At 64.7% G+C, this 16,835-nt stretch carries 21 protein-coding genes; 19 read left to right on the top strand and 2 right to left on the bottom strand.

Annotated elements, in window-relative coordinates:
* Nucleotides 1-4 precede the first annotated feature (4 nt).
* From murA to AC1Q7H_RS16170, 17 genes are all read left to right on the top strand, one after another.
* The gene (gene murA, locus AC1Q7H_RS16250) at nucleotides 5-1,255 is read left to right on the top strand and encodes a UDP-N-acetylglucosamine 1-carboxyvinyltransferase (protein WP_013958206.1); all 1,251 of its coding nucleotides are present in this window, start codon (nucleotides 5-7) and stop codon (nucleotides 1,253-1,255) included.
* 9 nt (nucleotides 1,256-1,264) lie between these two features.
* Nucleotides 1,265-1,939: an ATP phosphoribosyltransferase gene (gene hisG / locus AC1Q7H_RS16245; protein ID WP_010812333.1), complete on the top strand. Its 675-nt coding sequence runs from the start codon at nucleotides 1,265-1,267 to the stop codon at nucleotides 1,937-1,939.
* A gap of 39 nt (nucleotides 1,940-1,978) precedes the next feature.
* Entirely contained in the window at nucleotides 1,979-3,319 is a 1,341-nt protein-coding gene (gene hisD, locus AC1Q7H_RS16240) for a histidinol dehydrogenase (RefSeq protein WP_492381474.1), read from the top strand.
* A 47-nt stretch (nucleotides 3,320-3,366) separates the two neighbouring features.
* Entirely contained in the window at nucleotides 3,367-4,467 is a 1,101-nt protein-coding gene (gene hisC, locus AC1Q7H_RS16235; RefSeq protein ID WP_013958204.1) for a histidinol-phosphate transaminase, read from the top strand.
* A 4-nt stretch (nucleotides 4,468-4,471) separates the two neighbouring features.
* Nucleotides 4,472-5,059, top strand: coding sequence for an imidazoleglycerol-phosphate dehydratase HisB (hisB, locus tag AC1Q7H_RS16230; protein ID WP_013958203.1), 588 nt, complete (start codon nucleotides 4,472-4,474; stop codon nucleotides 5,057-5,059).
* Between the two features lie 92 nt (nucleotides 5,060-5,151).
* Nucleotides 5,152-5,775 carry a YchE family NAAT transporter gene (locus AC1Q7H_RS16225; RefSeq protein ID WP_010812329.1) on the top strand — a complete coding sequence of 208 codons (624 nt, stop codon included), beginning with the start codon at nucleotides 5,152-5,154 and terminating at the stop codon, nucleotides 5,773-5,775.
* Nucleotides 5,772-6,425, top strand: a complete 654-nt coding sequence (gene hisH, locus AC1Q7H_RS16220) for an imidazole glycerol phosphate synthase subunit HisH (RefSeq protein WP_013958202.1) — start codon at nucleotides 5,772-5,774, stop codon at nucleotides 6,423-6,425. Before AC1Q7H_RS16225 ends, hisH begins: the two co-directional genes overlap by 4 nt.
* Nucleotides 6,426-6,563: 138 nt before the next feature.
* On the top strand, nucleotides 6,564-7,310 hold the full coding sequence (gene hisA / locus AC1Q7H_RS16215; protein WP_153955125.1) for a 1-(5-phosphoribosyl)-5-[(5-phosphoribosylamino)methylideneamino]imidazole-4-carboxamide isomerase: 747 nt from the start codon (nucleotides 6,564-6,566) through the stop codon (nucleotides 7,308-7,310).
* A gap of 60 nt (nucleotides 7,311-7,370) precedes the next feature.
* Entirely contained in the window at nucleotides 7,371-8,141 is a 771-nt protein-coding gene (gene hisF, locus AC1Q7H_RS16210) for an imidazole glycerol phosphate synthase subunit HisF (RefSeq protein ID WP_013958201.1), read from the top strand.
* 2 nt (nucleotides 8,142-8,143) lie between these two features.
* Complete coding sequence (hisI, locus tag AC1Q7H_RS16205; RefSeq protein ID WP_013958200.1) at nucleotides 8,144-8,548, top strand: phosphoribosyl-AMP cyclohydrolase; 405 nt, start codon at nucleotides 8,144-8,146, stop codon at nucleotides 8,546-8,548.
* The gene (locus AC1Q7H_RS16200; RefSeq protein WP_013958199.1) at nucleotides 8,545-8,916 is read left to right on the top strand and encodes a phosphoribosyl-ATP diphosphatase; all 372 of its coding nucleotides are present in this window, start codon (nucleotides 8,545-8,547) and stop codon (nucleotides 8,914-8,916) included. The genes hisI and AC1Q7H_RS16200 overlap by 4 nt, the downstream gene beginning before the upstream one ends.
* A gap of 60 nt (nucleotides 8,917-8,976) precedes the next feature.
* A complete protein-coding gene (locus AC1Q7H_RS16195; RefSeq protein WP_041228198.1) occupies nucleotides 8,977-9,369 on the top strand; it encodes a DUF4870 family protein in 393 nt (130 codons plus the stop codon).
* 63 nt (nucleotides 9,370-9,432) lie between these two features.
* Complete coding sequence (locus tag AC1Q7H_RS16190; protein ID WP_013958197.1) at nucleotides 9,433-9,789, top strand: histidine triad nucleotide-binding protein; 357 nt, start codon at nucleotides 9,433-9,435, stop codon at nucleotides 9,787-9,789.
* A 148-nt stretch (nucleotides 9,790-9,937) separates the two neighbouring features.
* A complete protein-coding gene (tatA, locus tag AC1Q7H_RS16185; protein WP_013958196.1) occupies nucleotides 9,938-10,171 on the top strand; it encodes a Sec-independent protein translocase subunit TatA in 234 nt (77 codons plus the stop codon).
* A gap of 95 nt (nucleotides 10,172-10,266) precedes the next feature.
* Nucleotides 10,267-10,776, top strand: a complete 510-nt coding sequence (tatB, locus tag AC1Q7H_RS16180; protein ID WP_013958195.1) for a Sec-independent protein translocase protein TatB — start codon at nucleotides 10,267-10,269, stop codon at nucleotides 10,774-10,776.
* A gap of 140 nt (nucleotides 10,777-10,916) precedes the next feature.
* Complete coding sequence (gene tatC / locus AC1Q7H_RS16175) at nucleotides 10,917-11,714, top strand: twin-arginine translocase subunit TatC (RefSeq protein WP_153955126.1); 798 nt, start codon at nucleotides 10,917-10,919, stop codon at nucleotides 11,712-11,714.
* Between the two features lie 244 nt (nucleotides 11,715-11,958).
* A complete protein-coding gene (locus tag AC1Q7H_RS16170) occupies nucleotides 11,959-13,077 on the top strand; it encodes a porin (protein WP_041228196.1) in 1,119 nt (372 codons plus the stop codon).
* A 466-nt stretch (nucleotides 13,078-13,543) separates the two neighbouring features.
* Here AC1Q7H_RS16170 and AC1Q7H_RS16165 read toward each other — a convergent pair whose 3' ends face one another.
* The gene (locus AC1Q7H_RS16165) at nucleotides 13,544-14,737 is read right to left on the bottom strand and encodes a Do family serine endopeptidase (RefSeq protein WP_013958191.1); all 1,194 of its coding nucleotides are present in this window, start codon (nucleotides 14,735-14,737) and stop codon (nucleotides 13,544-13,546) included.
* A gap of 20 nt (nucleotides 14,738-14,757) precedes the next feature.
* Between AC1Q7H_RS16165 and AC1Q7H_RS16160 the strand changes: the two genes are divergently transcribed.
* On the top strand, nucleotides 14,758-15,504 hold the full coding sequence (locus tag AC1Q7H_RS16160; RefSeq protein ID WP_013958190.1) for a Nif3-like dinuclear metal center hexameric protein: 747 nt from the start codon (nucleotides 14,758-14,760) through the stop codon (nucleotides 15,502-15,504).
* Nucleotides 15,505-15,576: 72 nt separating this feature from the next.
* Here AC1Q7H_RS16160 and mscL read toward each other — a convergent pair whose 3' ends face one another.
* Nucleotides 15,577-16,002 carry a large conductance mechanosensitive channel protein MscL gene (mscL, locus tag AC1Q7H_RS16155; RefSeq protein WP_153955127.1) on the bottom strand — a complete coding sequence of 142 codons (426 nt, stop codon included), beginning with the start codon at nucleotides 16,000-16,002 and terminating at the stop codon, nucleotides 15,577-15,579.
* 214 nt (nucleotides 16,003-16,216) lie between these two features.
* On the opposite strand from mscL, the gene petA reads away from it, so the two are divergent.
* A complete protein-coding gene (petA, locus tag AC1Q7H_RS16150) occupies nucleotides 16,217-16,834 on the top strand; it encodes a ubiquinol-cytochrome c reductase iron-sulfur subunit (RefSeq protein ID WP_013958189.1) in 618 nt (205 codons plus the stop codon).
* Nucleotide 16,835 lies beyond the last annotated feature (1 nt).

Raw genomic sequence — 16,835 nt, 5'->3', positions numbered from 1 at the left:
GAACATGGACAAATTCCAGATCCACGGCAATGGCCCGCTGAAGGGCGAAATCCGCGTGTCGGGCGCCAAGAACGCCGCCCTGCCGATCCTGTGCGCGGGCCTGCTGACGGCGGATACCGTCTCGCTGGACAACGTGCCGAACCTGCAGGACGTGCGCACCACCCTCAAGCTGCTGCGCCAGATGGGCATGCAGGCCGAGTTGGATGGCGCCCGCGTGACCCTGAACGGCGCCGACGTCAACGTGCTCGAGGCCCCGTATGAGCTGGTCAAGACCATGCGCGCCTCGATCCTGGTGCTGGGCCCGCTGGTGGCCCGCTTCGGCGAGGCCCGCGTGTCGCTGCCCGGCGGCTGCGGCATCGGCGCGCGCCCGGTCGACCAGCACATCAAGGGCCTGCAGGCGATGGGCGCGGAGATCAGCATCGAACACGGCTTTATCCATGCCCGCGCCAAGCGCCTGAAGGGCGCGCGCGTGGTCACCGACATGATCACCGTGACCGGCACCGAGAACCTGCTGATGGCTGCCACGCTGGCCGAAGGCGAGACCGTGCTGGAAAATGCCGCGCGCGAGCCCGAGGTGACCGACCTGGCCCACCTGCTGGTCAAGATGGGCGCGAAGATCGAAGGCATCGGCACCGACCGCCTGGTGGTGCAGGGCGTGGAGCGCCTGCATGGCGCCAGCCACAGCGTGATCGCCGACCGCATTGAGGCCGGCACCTTCCTGTGCGCCGCCGCCGCGACGCTGGGCGACCTGGTGCTGCGCGGCGTGCAGCCGGACATCCTCGACACCGTGCTCGACAAGCTGCGCGAAGCCGGCGCAAAGCTCGAGACCGGCGCCGATTGGATCCGCCTGGCGATGCCGCAGCGCGCGAAGGCCGTGAGCTTCCGCACCTCGGAGTACCCGGCCTTCCCGACCGACATGCAGGCCCAGTTCATGGCACTCAATGCCGTGGCCGAAGGCACCGCGCGCGTGACCGAGACCATCTTCGAAAACCGCTTCATGCACGTGCAGGAACTGAACCGCCTGGGCGCGGACATCGCGGTCGAAGGCAATACCGCGGTGGTCAACGGCGTGCCGCGCCTGTCGGGCGCCAACGTGATGGCGACCGACCTGCGCGCCTCGGCCAGCCTGGTGATCGCCGGCCTGGTGGCCGATGGCGAGACCGTGATCGACCGCATCTATCACCTGGACCGCGGCTACGACCGCATGGAAGACAAGCTGTCGGCAGTGGGCGCGAAGATCCGCCGCATTGCCTGAGGAAGTCCGATGAGCCCCACTTTCAACGCATCGCCCAACCAGCTGACGCTGGCGCTGTCCAAGGGCCGCATCTTCACCGAGACGCTGCCGCTCCTGGAAGCCGCCGGCATCCGCGTCACCGAGGACCCCGAGACCTCGCGCAAGCTGATCCTGCCGACCTCCGACCCGGCCGTGCGCGTGGTGATCGTGCGCGCCTCGGACGTGCCGACCTACGTCCAATATGGCGCCGCCGACTTCGGCGTGGCCGGCAAGGACGTGCTGATGGAAAGCGGCATGGCCGGCCTGTACGCGCCGATCGACCTGAACATCGCGCGCTGCCGCATGTCGGTGGCGGTGCCGGCCGGGTTTGACTACGCCAACGCGGTGCGCCAGGGCGCGCGCCTGGCCGTGGCTACCAAGTACGTGCAGACGGCGCGCGAGCATTTTGCGAAAAAGGGCGTTCACGTCGACCTGATCAAGCTGTACGGTTCGATGGAGCTGGGTCCGCTGGTGGGCCTGTCCGATGCCATCGTCGACCTGGTCAGCACTGGCAGCACGCTGCGCGCCAACAACCTGGTCGAAGTCGAAGAGATCGTGCAGATCTCGTCGCGGCTGGTGGTGAACCAGGCCGCGCTCAAACTCAAGCGCGAGCGGCTTGCGCCGATTCTCGACGCATTCGAACGAGCTTCGGCGGCGCTGGCGTAAGGCCACACCAGGCCCGCGCCGACTGAGAGGAAAGTAGTCATGAACGCAACCGAAATGGAAAACCTGCCGATCCGCCGGCTCGATTCCAGCAAGCCTGGCTTTGCCGAGGCGCTGGGCCAGGTGCTGGCCTTCGAGGCTGGCGAGGACGAGGCCATCGATCGCGCCGCGGCGCAGATCCTGGCCGACGTGAAGGCGCGCGGGGATGCCGCGGTGCTGGAATACACCAAGCGCTTCGACCGCGTGGAAGCGTCGTCGATGGGCGCGCTGGAGGTGTCGCAGCAGCAGCTGGAAGCCGCGCTCGAAGACCTCGAGCCCAAGCGCCGCGCCGCGCTGGAGGCTGCCGCCGCGCGCGTGCGCGCCTACCACGAGAAGCAGAAGATCGAATGCGGCAGCCACAGCTGGGAATACACCGAGGCCGACGGCACCATGCTCGGCCAGAAGGTGACGCCGCTGGACCGCGTCGGCATCTACGTGCCGGGCGGCAAGGCCGCGTATCCGTCGTCGGTGCTGATGAACGCGATCCCGGCGCGCGTGGCGGGCGTGAAGGAAATCATCATGGTCGTGCCCACGCCGGGTGGCGTGCGCAATGAGCTGGTGCTGGCCGCCGCGCAGATCGCCGGCGTAGACCGCGTGTTTACCATCGGCGGCGCCCAGGCGATTGGCGCGCTGGCCTACGGCACGGCGACGCTGCCGCAGGTCGACAAGATCGTCGGCCCCGGCAACGCCTATGTGGCCGCGGCCAAGCGGCGCGTGTTCGGCACCGTCGGTATCGACATGATTGCCGGCCCGTCCGAGATCCTGGTGATCTGCGACGGCACCACCGACCCCGACTGGGTGGCGATGGACCTGTTCTCGCAGGCCGAGCACGACGAGCTGGCGCAGTCGATCCTGCTGTGCCCGGACTCTGGCTATATCGCCCGCGTCGAAGCCAGCATCCAGCGCCAGCTCGGCACCATGCCGCGGCGCGAGGTGATTGCCGCGTCGATCTCCGGCCGTGGCGCGCTGATCAAGGTGCGCGACATGGAAGAGGCCTGCGAGATCGCCAATGCGATCGCGCCCGAGCACCTGGAGATCTCCGCCGAGAACCCGCGCCAGTGGAGCGAGAAGATCCGCCACGCCGGCGCCATCTTCCTGGGCCCCTATACCAGCGAGTCGCTGGGCGATTACTGCGCGGGCCCGAACCACGTGCTGCCGACCTCGCGCACCGCGCGCTTCTCTTCGCCGCTGGGCGTCTATGACTTCCAGAAGCGTTCGAGCCTGATCGAAGTGAGCGAGGGCGGGGCGCAGATGCTCGGCCAGATCGCCGCCGAACTCGCGTACGGCGAAGGCCTGCAGGCCCACGCCCGCAGCGCGGAATATCGTTTCAACAAACGCAGTTGATCTACTGACCCACGCTGCCTGATAACGCAGCCAACTTTGGAGTTCCCATGTCAGCCGTAGAGCCCTCCCTGATCGAACGCATCATCCGTGACGACGTACGCGCCATGGGCGCCTACCACGTGCCGGATTCGCACGGTCTGGTCAAGCTTGACGCGATGGAGAACCCGTACCGGCTGCCGCCCGATCTGCGCCGCGAACTGGCCGAGCGCCTGGGCGAGGTTGCGCTGAACCGCTACCCGGTGCCCAGCAGCGAAGCGCTGCGCGCGAAGCTGAAGACCGTGATGCAGGTGCCCGCCGGCATGGATGTGTTGCTCGGCAATGGCTCGGACGAGATCATCAGCATGCTGGCGCTGGCCGCGGCCAAGCCCGGCGCCAAGGTGATGGCGCCGGTGCCGGGCTTCGTCATGTACGCGATGTCGGCGCAGTTCGCCGGCCTGCAGTTCGTCGGCGTGCCGCTGCGCGCGGACTTCACGCTCGACCGCGCCGCCATGCTGGCGGCGATGGCCGAGCACCAGCCCGCCATCATTTACCTGGCCTACCCGAACAACCCGACCGGCAACCTGTTCGATGCCGCCGACATGGAGGCCATCGTCCGCGCCGCCCAGGGCGAGGTCTGCAACAGCCTGGTGGTGGTCGACGAGGCCTACCAGCCGTTCGCGCAGCACAGCTGGATGCCGCGCCTGACGGAATTCGGCAACCTGCTGGTGATGCGAACCGTATCCAAGCTGGGCCTGGCCGGCATCCGGCTGGGCTACCTGGCCGGCGCGCCGGAATGGCTGTCGCAGCTCGACAAGGTGCGCCCGCCCTACAACGTCAATGTGCTGACCGAAGCGACAGCGCTGTTCGCGCTGGAGCATGTGTCGGTGCTGGACGAACAGGCCGCGCAGCTGCGCGCCGAACGCACCCGCGTGGCCGACGGCATGGCCGCCCACGCGGGGGTGACGGTGTTCCCCAGCGCCGCCAACTTCCTGCTGGCGCGCGTGCCGGATGCTGCACAGACGTTCGACCGGCTGCTGGCCCGCAAGGTATTGATCAAGAACGTGAGTAAAATGCACCCGTTGCTGGCCAATTGTCTGCGCGTCACGGTCAGCACCCCCGAAGAAAACGCGCAGTTCCTTGAGGCATTCGCAGCGTCGCTGCAGGATTAACACCATGCGTGTTGCAGAGGTCACCCGCAATACTTCGGAAACGCAAATTCGCGTTTCCCTGAATCTCGACGGCAGCGGCCGCCAGAAACTGGCGTCCGGCGTGCCGTTCCTTGACCACATGCTGGACCAGATCGCCCGGCATGGCATGTTCGACCTGGAGGTCGAAGCCACCGGCGACACGCATATCGACGACCACCACACGGTGGAAGACGTGGGCATCACGCTCGGCCAGGCCGTGGCAAAAGCCATCGGCGACAAGAAGGGCATCACCCGCTACGGCCACAGCTATGTGCCGCTGGACGAATGCCTGTCGCGCGTGGTGATCGATTTCTCCGGCCGCCCCGGCCTGGAATTCCACGTGCCGTTCACGCGTGCGCGCGTGGGCAGCTTCGATGTGGACCTGACCATCGAGTTCTTCCGCGGCTTCGTCAACCATGCGGGCGTGACCCTGCATATCGACAACCTGCGCGGCATCAATGCCCACCATCAGTGCGAGACCGTGTTCAAGGCCTTTGGCCGGGCACTGCGCATGGCGGTGGAGCTGGACCCGCGCGCGGCGAACACGATCCCGTCGACCAAGGGTACGCTCTGACCTTTCCACCACGGTAGGCGTGCCGGCTGGTTGCGGCGCCCGCTGACCTTCCAAGCCTGAACCTGGCCAGCGATGCTGGCGACCCGCAACCGATGGATACGCTCAAGTCGTTTATTTCGCTGCTGGCGCTGATCAACCCGATCGGGGCGATCCCGTTCTTCATCAGCCTGACCAGCCTGCAGACGGAAGCGGAAAAGCTGCGTACCATCAAGATCGCATCGGTTTCGGTGGCGATCGTGGTGGCGGTGTCGGCCTTGCTGGGGCAGCAGATCATCGAGTTCTTCAATATCTCGGTGGCGTCGCTGCAGGTGGGTGGCGGGCTCATCATGATCATGATGGCCATGAACATGCTGAACGCGCAGACCAGCCGCACCAAGGCCACGCCGGAAGAAGAGGACGAGGCCGAGGTAAAGTCCAGCATCGCGGTGGTGCCGCTGGCGCTGCCGCTGCTGACCGGGCCGGGCTCGATCAGCACGGTGATCGTCTATGCCGGCAAGACCCAGCACTGGTACCAGTTGCTGATCCTGGTCGGCCTGGGCGTGGTGATCGGTGCGGTGGTGTACCTGGTGTTTCGCGCGGCCGACCCGATTGCCCGGGTCATCGGCCGCACCGGCATCAATATCGGCACGCGCCTGATGGGGCTGATCCTGTCGGCGCTGGCCGTGGAATTCATTGTGGACGGGCTGAAGACATTGTTGCCTGTTTTGAAATCATGACTACCATAGCAATTGTGGATTACGGCATGGGCAACCTGCGCTCGGTGGCGCAGGCGCTGCGTGCCGCGGCGCCGGAAGCGGACGTGCGCGTGGTGAATGCCCCCGAAGGCATCCGCTCGGCCGACCGCGTGGTGCTGCCCGGCCAGGGCGCGATGCCCGACTGCATGTCGGCGCTGGGCGCGTCCGGGCTGCAGGAGGCGGTGGTGCAGGCCGCCGCCAGCAAGCCGATGCTGGGCGTGTGCGTGGGCGAGCAGATGCTGTTCCAGTTCAGCACCGAAAGCCGGGCCGGCGTGGACCGTACGCCGGCGCTGGGCCTGATGCCCGGCCAGGTGGTGCGCTTTGCGCTGGACGGCATGACGCAGCCCGACGGCTCGCGCTACAAGGTGCCGCAGATGGGTTGGAACCGGGTTCGCCAGGCCAGGCCGCACCCGCTGTGGGACGGTATCCCGGACGACAGCTGGTTCTATTTCGTCCACAGTTACTATGTGCAGGCGCAGGACCCGGCCCATGTTGCCGGTGAAACGGAATACGGAGTCGTATTTACCAGCGCGGTAGCGCGCGATAATATTTTCGCGACGCAGTTCCACCCCGAGAAGAGCGCGGCCCTGGGCCTGCAGCTGTACCGGAACTTCGTCCACTGGAATCCCTGACCCGATTCGTTTTTTTACCGATCATCGACCGCTAACTCGACCCGTCACCCGACCTGTTTCCGATCGACTATCGACCCGACCTGACCGGCAGCGCCGGTCTCGCTCAATCTCTATCACTCAACCACGCTCGTCACGCATATGTTGCTCATTCCGGCCATCGACCTGAAGGACGGTCAGTGTGTACGCCTCAAACAAGGCGACATGGACCAGGCCACCGTCTTTTCCGAAGATCCCGCCGCCATGGCACGGCACTGGGTGGAGCAGGGCGCCCGCCGCCTGCATCTGGTGGACCTGAACGGCGCGTTCGTGGGCAAGCCCCGCAACGAGGAGGCCATCAAGGCCATCATCGCCGAGGTCGGCGACGAGATCCCGGTGCAGCTGGGGGGCGGCATCCGCGACCTGAACACCATCGAACGCTGGCTGGATGACGGCCTGTCGTACGTCATCATCGGCACGGCCGCGGTGAAAAACCCCGGTTTCCTGAAGGACGCCTGCTCGGCCTTCGGCGGCCATATCATCGTCGGCCTGGATGCCAGGGACGGCAAGGTGGCGACCGACGGCTGGAGCAAGCTGACCGGCCACGAGGTGGCGGACCTGGCACGCAAGTATGAAGACTACGGCGTCGAGGCCATCATCTACACGGATATTGGCCGCGACGGCATGCTGCAGGGGATCAATATCGATGCCACCGTCAAGCTGGCGCAATCGATGTCGATTCCGGTGATCGCCAGCGGCGGGCTGTCCAACCTGGCCGACATCAACAACCTCTGCGCCGTCGAGGGCGAAGGTGTCGAAGGCGTCATTTGCGGCCGAGCGATCTACTCCGGGGATCTCAACTTTGCCGCCGCGCAGGCACTGGCGGACAAGCTGCGCGACGGGCAATAAGGCAACGCGCCGCGGGCGCAGCCGCCGCCAGGCCGGAACTGGCGGCGGACAAGGAATCTCATGCTAGCCAAACGTATCATCCCCTGCCTGGACGTGACCAACGGGCGGGTGGTCAAGGGCGTCAACTTTGTCGAGCTGCGCGACGCGGGCGATCCCGTGGAAATCGCGCGCCGCTATGATGAGCAGGGCGCCGATGAAATCACATTCCTGGACATCACCGCGACCAGCGACGGGCGTGACCTGATGCTGCACATCATCGAGGATGTGGCGTCGCAGGTCTTTATCCCGCTGACGGTGGGCGGCGGCGTGCGCACGGTCGAAGACGTGCGGCGCCTGCTCAATGCCGGCGCGGACAAGATCAGCGTCAACTCGTCAGCCATCGCCAATCCGCAGCTGGTGTCGGACGCGACCGCAAAGTACGGCTCGCAGTGCATCGTGGTGGCGATCGACGCCAAGCGCAGTTCCGCCCCGGGCGAAGCGCCGCGCTGGGAAGTCTTCACCCACGGCGGGCGCAAGGCCACCGGCCTGGATGCGGTCGAATGGGCGCGAGAGATGGCCGCGCGCGGCGCCGGCGAGATCCTGCTGACCAGCATGGACCGCGATGGCACCAAGAGTGGTTTCGACCTGGAACTGACCCGCGCCGTCAGCGACGCCGTGCCGGTGCCGGTGATCGCCTCGGGCGGCGTCGGCGGCCTGCAGGACCTGGCCGACGGCATCACCCAGGGCCGCGCCGACGCGGTGCTGGCCGCCAGCATCTTCCACTACGGCCAACACACCGTAGGCGAAGCCAAGGCATTCATGGCCCGCGAGGGCATTCCCGTGCGGATCTGATCATGGCAAAGAAGTGGCTCAACAAGGTCAAATGGGACGATAACGGCCTGGTGCCGGTGATCGTGCAGGAAGTCGGCTCGAATGACGTGCTGATGTTCGCCTTCATGAACCGCGACGCGCTCCAGCGCACCGTGGAGCTGGGCGAGGCCGTATTCTGGTCGCGCTCGCGCAAGCGCCTGTGGCACAAGGGCGAAGAGTCCGGCCACGTGCAGAAAGTGCATGAGATCCGCCTGGACTGCGATGAAGACGTGGTGCTGCTCAAGGTGACCCAGATCGACAATATCGCCTGCCATACCGGACGCCATTCCTGCTTCTTCCAGAAGTTCGAGGGCGATGTGGAAGCCGGCGACTGGCACACGGTCGAGCCGGTGCTGAAGGACCCTGCCCAGATCTACACCAAGCCATGAGCGACACCCAACTCAGCAGCAATGATGTCCTGGCGCGCCTGGCCGAAGTGCTGGAATCGCGCAAGCCCGCCAACGGCGGCGACCCTGACAAGTCCTACGTGGCGCGCCTGTTCAGCAAGGGCGACGATGCCATCCTGAAGAAGATCGGCGAGGAAGCCACCGAGACCGTGATGGCCGCCAAGGACGCGCGCGCCGCCGGGCAGAGCGGCGCCGAGGCCGGCAAGGTGGTCTATGAAGTGGCCGACCTGTGGTTCCACAGCATGGTATTGCTGGCCAACTTCGGTCTGACCCCGGCGGATGTGGTCAACGAGCTCGCGCGGCGCGAGGGGCTGTCTGGCCTCGAGGAAAAGGCCCGGCGCAAGGACTAGCTGGCGCAGGCGCCGGCCGGTCTTCCGCCTGCCCGCAAGGCAGGTTTCCAACCAAGGGCAATGATGGCGAACGACTACACCGGGCAAGTCACCACTCCAAGCGGCGAACAGTTGAGCAGCCTGCGCAAGCTGCTGCACATCCTGTATGCCCTGTATGCGATCTTCTGGCTGACCGGCGGCATCACCGCGCTGATCGCCATCGTGATCGACTACGTCAAGCGCGACGACGCGCGCGGTTCGCTCTATGCCTCGCACTTCGCCTGGCAGATCCGCTCGTTCTGGTGGTCGGTGGTGTGGGGCGTGCTGGGCGGGGTGCTGTTTGCGACAGTCGTGCTGATACCGCTGGCCTTTGCGGTCTGGGGCGTGCTGTCGCTGTGGATGCTGTATCGTATCGTCAAGGGCTGGCTGTACCTGAATGACAGCAAGCCGATGTACCCGGATCAGCAGTTCTGATGCCGGGCAGGCCGGGCGCGCGAAGGTGACAGCGGGTGCCGCGGCCGTCGCAATGAAATCTTCATGAACGCTCAGGATAATTGCATCTTCTGCAAGATCGTGGCCGGCCAGCTACCGTCGCGCAAGGTCTATGAAGACGACGACATGGTGGCCTTCCACGATATCCATCCCAAGGCCCCGGTACACTTTCTGGTTATTCCCAGGTTGCATGTCGACTCGCTGGCCGATTGCGGCGCCGGCGAAGGGGCGGTGCTTGCTAGAATGATGCTGAAGGTGCCTGAACTGGCGCGCGCGGCAGGCTGTGCCAACGGTTTTCGGACGGTGATCAATACCGGCCCGGACGGTGGGCAAGAGGTCTACCACCTGCACCTGCATGTGCTGGGTGGGCCGCGCCACGCGTGGAAGGCACCGCTGCCCTGACCGGGCAGCCTTGGCATGGGAGCGCCCGCGGCGGAAACGCCCCGGGCAGAAGCTGCGCCGGCAACCGTCGCCCGGCGCGGCCATAACGGGACGGAACAACGGGTCCGGGCATATCTGATTGCGCCCGCGGCTTCATCAGGAGCAAGAAATGGGTTCGTTTAGCATTTGGCACTGGCTGATCGTGCTGGTGATCGTCATGCTCGTGTTCGGCACCAAGAAACTGCGCAATATCGGCCAGGACCTGGGCGGCGCGGTTAAGGGCTTCAAGGATGGCATGAAGGAAGGCGAAGGCAAGGCGGCCGCCGATCCTGCCCAGTCCAAGGAACTGCGCGACTCCACCACCATCGACGTCGAAGCCAAGGAAAAGACCCGCCAGCAGTAATCCGGCGGTGTGCCATCCCTTCTACGCAAACCTCGCTGCCCGCGTGTCGTCCCGCGCCTGCGCTTTTCCGCATATTGTCCGCATGATGTGTCCGCATGATTGATCTCGGCATTTCCAAGCTGGCGCTGATCGGCGCCGTGGCACTGATCGTGATCGGTCCCGAACGGCTGCCCAAGGTTGCGCGCACGGTGGGCGCGCTGGTCGGCCGGGCGCAGCGCTACATCAACGACGTCAAGGCCGAGGTCAGCCGCGAGGTTGAACTGGAAGAACTGCGCAAGATGCGCACGGAATTCGAGGACGCCGCGCGCGATGTCGAGCGCACCATCCACAAGGAAGTCAGCGAGCAGACCCAGGCGCTGAACGAAGCCCTGGGTGGTGCCGAGGGAACCAGCGGCGGCAGCGCCGACGCCAGTGGCGGCTTTGTGCCAAGCTGGGATGCGGCCCACAAGGCGCACAACGGGCGCAAGAGCTGGCGCGTCAAGCAGGGCGCCCGCCCACTCTGGTTCAAGCGCCAGCACAATGTCCGCGTCTGGGTGCAGTCAGGCGCGGCGCGGGTCAAGCGCCACCGGCCGGTCACCCGGCCATCCCGATCCTTCTTCGAGTGAGCATGCGCCGCGGCAACACCTTGCCGGCCGTCGTTCCGGCCGCTGCCGTCGTGGCCGCAGTCCTGGTCGCACTCGCGCGCCGCCGCGTTGCGGCCCCATCGATCCACCTTGCCAGCCCCCGCGGCTGAGCGGTTCACGCCATGAGCGACACCCGGTCCCCAGATCCCCAAGACCCGCAAGACGAGTCGCAGCAGGAAACCTTTATTTCCCACCTGGTCGAGCTGCGCCAACGCCTGGTCAAGGCGGTGGCCGGCATCATCCTGGTCTTCGTCAGCCTGGTCTACTGGGCGCCGCTCATCTTCAACCTGTTTGCCGCGCCGCTGATGGAGTCGCTGCCCAAGGGCGGCAAGATGATCGTGACCGATGTCACCGGCTCGTTCTTCGTGCCGATGAAAGTCACCTTGCTGGTGGCCTTCCTGATCGCATTGCCGTGGGTGCTGTACCAGATCTGGCAGTTTGTCGCGCCCGGCCTGTACCAGCATGAGAAGCGCCTGATCCTGCCGCTGGTATCGAGCAGCTATTTCCTGTTCCTGTGCGGCGTGGCATTCGCGTATTTCCTGGTGTTCCCCACGGTGTTCCATTTCATGGCGCACTACAACGCCCCGTTGGGGGCGGAGATGTCGACCGACATCGACAAGTACCTCAGCTTTGCCATGACCACCTTCCTGGCCTTCGGCATTACCTTCGAAGTGCCGGTGGTGGTGATCGTGCTGGTGCGCTTTGGCGTGGTGGAACTGGAAAAGCTCAAGCAGATCCGCCCCTATGTAATCGTGGGGGCGTTCATCATCGCGGCCATCGTGACCCCGCCCGATGTGCTGTCGCAGCTGCTGCTGGCCGTGCCGCTGGTGGCGCTTTATGAACTGGGACTACTGCTGGCGCGCTTTGTGGGCCGCCCGGCACCTGAAGCCACCGCTTCAGGGGAAACGCAGCCGGACTAATTCGGCTGAGGTAGGAGATCTTGTCGGCCTGCCATCCCTGTTTTGCACCAAAACGGGGATTTTTCTACCCATTCCTGTTGCTCCCCGACAACAAAAACCGCCAGTGGGCATGGTTTACGCCGAAAAAGCCTTCTGACGGCCGGGGGGGCTGGCACATAATACGCAACAGACGTGAACGTTAATGCGTCGCCCAAGTACTTGGGCAACCAAGATTTCCCAATCAGTTGACAAGGAAAGTGTCGATATGAAGATGAAACTGTTTGCTGCTGCCGTCGCCGCTCTGGCCGCTGGTGGCGCCTATGCCCAATCGAGCGTAACCCTGTACGGCGTGGTCGATGCCGGTATCGAATACCAGCAAAACCAACCGAATGGCCACGACGTGGTTCGCATGACCTCGGGTAACCTGTCGGGCAGCCGTTGGGGCCTGCGTGGCGTGGAAGACCTGGGCGGCGGCCTGAAGGGCGTCTTCGTGCTGGAAAGCGGTTTCAACCTGGACGACGGCAAGTCGGGTAACGACAACCGCCTGTTCGGCCGCCAAGCCTACGTCGGTCTGGCTAGCCAATATGGCCAGCTGAGCCTGGGTCGTCACCAGACCCCGTTCTATGACTTCGGTCTGCAGTTCGACCCGATGGCCATTTCGAACAAGTACTCGATCACCGCTCAGGACGCCGCTTTCGCCAGCCGTGCTGACAACTCGGTCAAGTACATTGGCACGTTCGGTGGCCTGACCGCCAGCGCCCTGTACAGCGCTGGTGCAAACACCGGCGCCGGCGCCCTGGGCGAAGTCCCGGGTTCGGCCAAGCTCGGCCGTGAATTCGGCGCGAACCTGACCTACGCTGCTGGTCCGTTCGCGGTCGGTGCTGCCTATGACGAAGTCAACCTGGCTTCGGCAAACGCCGTGGGCACGGTCGTGAACCCGGACGCTACGATCCGCCGCGCTTCGGTGGCTGGCTCGTACGGCTTCGGCCCGGCTAAGGTCTACGCTGGCTACCGTTGGGCAAAGGGTGTGGATCTGGGCGCGCTGCCGTTCCAGGGCCAGAACATCCAGGCTATCACCGGTGCCAAGGCATCGTCGAACCTGTACTGGCTGGGCGTTGGCTACCAAGTGACCCCGGCTCTGTCGCTGACCGGCGCTGCTTACTACCAAGACTTCCGCGGCCAGAAGGGCGATCCGTGGAGCTTCGTGGCTTCGGCTGACTACGCTTTCTCGAAGCGTACCGATGCCTACCTGAGCCTGGGTTACGTTCTGAACAAGAACAACTCCAACCTGGGCCTGGACGGCTTCGGCAAGGTTAGCACCAACGCCAGCGGCGAAGGTGACAACCAGTTCGGCGCCGTGGTTGGTCTGCGCCACAAGTTCTAATCTGACGCGAGCGTAAGCTCGCTTAGGATTGGCTTGAACCAAGAGGCCGGCATCCGTAAGGATGCCGGCCTCTTGTCTTGTGGGGCTGCCAAGAGCAGGCACAGGCCGGGTTGTGCATGTTGCCGTGCTTCGCGTGTCATGTTGCGCATCGGCAGCCGGGCAGGGAGGGGGAGCGGGTGGCTCGCGGCGCGCAGGGAATTCTGCTTCGTCTTGCTGACGATCGGGAAGGCGTTGCCGGCGCGGATTGCGGCCCGCCAGCACGTGGACAGGATTCGAGGGGCTGCCCTGCCTACGACCCTCACGGGCATTGATGTGGGCCGCCATGCCATCGAGGCGCGGTGTCTGCCGCTCAGGTCCATTGTTTCCCGTCGCATCACCGTGACGCGGCGGGCTGCCTGGCCACCGGGCACAAAAAACCCCGCCAAGGCGGCGGGGTTCTTTCTTCAGGCCCGTGTCGTGCCGAGCCTCACTCTTCCTCTTCAAACGGCAGTGCGCGGCGCGGCGGCGGAGGCCGTTTGCCGATCGTCACCGTCAGGTCCGTTGCCTTGCCGCGGCGGATCACGGTCATCTTGATGTCCACGCCTGGCTTGAGTTGGGCAATCGCATTGAGCAGCGCGGTCGTGTCCGTGATCGACAAGCCATCCACCTTGGTCAGCACATCGCCGGGCTTCACGCCTGCCTTGTCGGCCGGCCCGCCCTGGACCACTGCGGCGATCAGTGCGCCTTCCTTGGCATCGAGGCCGAACGATTCGGCGATCTCGGGCGTCATGTCCTGCGGCTCGACCCCGATCCAGCCGCGCGTCACGCTGCCGGTGGAGATGATCGATTCCATCACCTGCTTGGCGGTCGACACGGGAATGGCAAAGCCGATCCCCAGCGAGCCGCCCGAACGCGAGTAGATCGCCGTATTGATGCCCAGCAGGTTGCCCTGCGCATCCACCAGCGCGCCACCCGAGTTGCCCGGGTTGATGGCCGCATCGGTCTGGATGAAGTTCTCGAAGGTATTGATGCCCAGGTGGCTGCGGCCCAGCGCCGAGACAATGCCCATCGTCACCGTCTGGCCGACGCCGAACGGGTTGCCGATGGCTAGCACCACGTCGCCGACCTTCACGTTCTCAAGCCGGCCCAGCGTGATCGCGGGCAGGTCCTTGAGCGTCACCTTGAGCACGGCCAGGTCGGTTTCCGGGTCGGAGCCCACCACCTTGGCGTTGGCCTTGCGGCCGTCGGTCAGCGCGATCTCGATTTCATCGGCGCCGTCGACTACGTGGTGGTTGGTTAGAATGTAACCCTCGGCGCTGACAATGACGCCAGACCCCAGGCTGGAGACCGGCTCCTGCCGCTCAGGCAGGCGGTCGCCAAAGAAGAAGCGGAACCACGGATCCTCGGCCTGCGGGTTGGGCGAGCGCTTGTTGCCGTTCTTGCTGGTAAAGATATTGACCACCGCCGGCATGGCCACCTGGGCGGCTTCGCTGTAAGACCCTTCGGCCGCAGGACCGGACACGTTGGGCACGACTTCCTTGAGCGCCACGATGGGCGAACCGGACTGGACCGCGACGCGCCCCCTCTGCAGCCAATCAGGCTTGAGCGTTGCCACGACGAACCAGACCGCCAGCACGACGGTGACAGCCTGGGCAAAGAACAGCCAAAAGCGCCGCAACATATTGGAGTTTTGAGCAGAAAATGAAAACAAAAGAGCTTGAATTGTACTTGAACGACCTGTTGGAAGTTTCCCGCTACAAGGACTATTGTCCCAACGGGCTGCAAGTGCAAGGTCGCTCGGAAGTCACACACGTCGTGACGGGAGTGACGGCAAGCCTGGCATTGGTCGATGCCGCGATCGAAGCGGGGGCCGACGCCATCCTCGTCCATCACGGCTACTTCTGGAAAAACGAAGATGCGCGCGTGGTCGGGCAGAAGCACGCGCGTCTGAAGCGCCTGCTGGGCGCGGACGTCAACTTGTTCGCCTTCCACCTGCCCCTGGATAACCACCCTGAGTTCGGCAACAACGCCCAGCTCGGCCTGCAGCTCGGCTTTACGCCGACCGGCCGCTTCAGCGACGACCAGCTCGGCTGGACCGGCACGCTGCCCGCGCCGATGCCGCTCTCTGCGCTGGCCGCGCACGTTGGTGGCGTGCTGGGGCGCGAGCCGCTGGCCATCGGCGAGCCGGACCAGATGATCCGCACCGTCGGCTGGTGCACGGGCGGGGCGCAAGGTTATTTCGATGCCGCGGTGGCCGCGGGTGTCGATGCCTATCTGAGCGGCGAAGTCTCGGAGCAGACCACGCACCTGGCGCGCGAAAGCGGCGTGGCGTATCTTGCCGCCGGTCATCACGCCACCGAGCGCTACGGCATCCGCTCGCTTGGCGAGCATGTGGCCGAACGCTTTGGCCTGCGCCACACGTTTATCGATATTCCTAATCCCGTCTGATCTGACGCAAAACAAAACGGCCCCATCGGGGCCGTTTTATCTTCCGGGTTCGGCGCGCATATGGCGCACCAATCAGCGGGTCTTCAGGCTGTCGCGGATTTCACGAAGCAACACGACTTCCTCAGGCGGTGCGGCGGGCGCTGCTTCCGGTTCCGCGGCGCGCATCCTGTTAAAGGCACGCACCATCAGGAAGATGATGAAGGCCAGGATCAGGAAGTTGACAACGATGGTCAGGAAATTGCCGTAGGCAAAGACGGGCACGCCGGCCTTCTTCAGGGCATCGAACGTAGTGGGTGTTCCCGGTGGGGGATCCGCCAGCACGATGAACATACTGGAGAAGTCCAGCTTGCCGATCACGCGGCCCACCAACGGCATGATCAGGTCGTTGACCACTGAATCCACGATCTTGCCGAATGCCGCGCCGATGATCACACCGACCGCAAGGTCGATCACGTTGCCGCGTACGGCGAAGGTTCTGAATTCCGAGATCATGCCCATGGGGGGTTCTCCTTCTTGTCACTAGCGATGAACGGTTTCAAGCTCGAAGCCTGCCGCATCACTCACCGGAAAGCAAGCACCGAAGCCGCTTTCCGGGTTGCACGTCCGATAATCGCGCATGGCCGTGGCATTTTCTGCCTATCTAGTGCGCTGGTGTCTAAGGTACACTTTATGGTTGACGCAAAATCTAAATTGACTTCCCCTGGGGTTTGGAATGAGTGACCAGCAAGACGTGAAGAGCGTGGATAAAGGTCGCCGCAATTGGTTGATCGCGACATCCGTCGCTGGCGGCGTCGGAGGCGTAGCGGTAGCGGTTCCTTTCGTCAGTACTTTTGCACCATCGGAGAAGGCCAAAGCCGCGGGTGCTCCAGTCGAGGCGGATATTGGCGCGCTGAAGCCAGGCGAGATGATGACTGTCGAATGGCGCGGCAAGCCAGTCTGGATCATGCGGCGCACGGACGAACAACTGGCGTCGCTGAAGAAGACGGACGGCGAGGTGGCCGATCCCAATTCCGACGTGCCATTCACCATGAAAACGCCTGAGTACTGCAAGAACGAAACCCGTTCGCGCGCAGACCACAAGGACGTCCTGGTCGTGGTGGGTATCTGTTCCCACCTGGGCTGCTCGCCTTCGGGCCCCTTCGGCCCCGGTGCCAATTCTCAGCTCGGCACTGATCCCGGTTTCCTTTGCCCCTGCCACGGGTCGACCTTCGACCTCGCCGGGCGCGTCTTCAAGAACAAGCCGGCTCCGCAGAATCTCGATGTTCCCCCCTACCAGTTCCTGACCGACAGCAAGATCGTGATCGGCAAGGACGAGAAAGGAGAAGCCTGAT

The organism is Cupriavidus sp. GW823-FHT06D04 (genome assembly GCF_058795055.1).
Note: the sequence above shows the minus strand (reverse complement) of the source record. Positions and strands in the feature narration are given on the sequence as shown.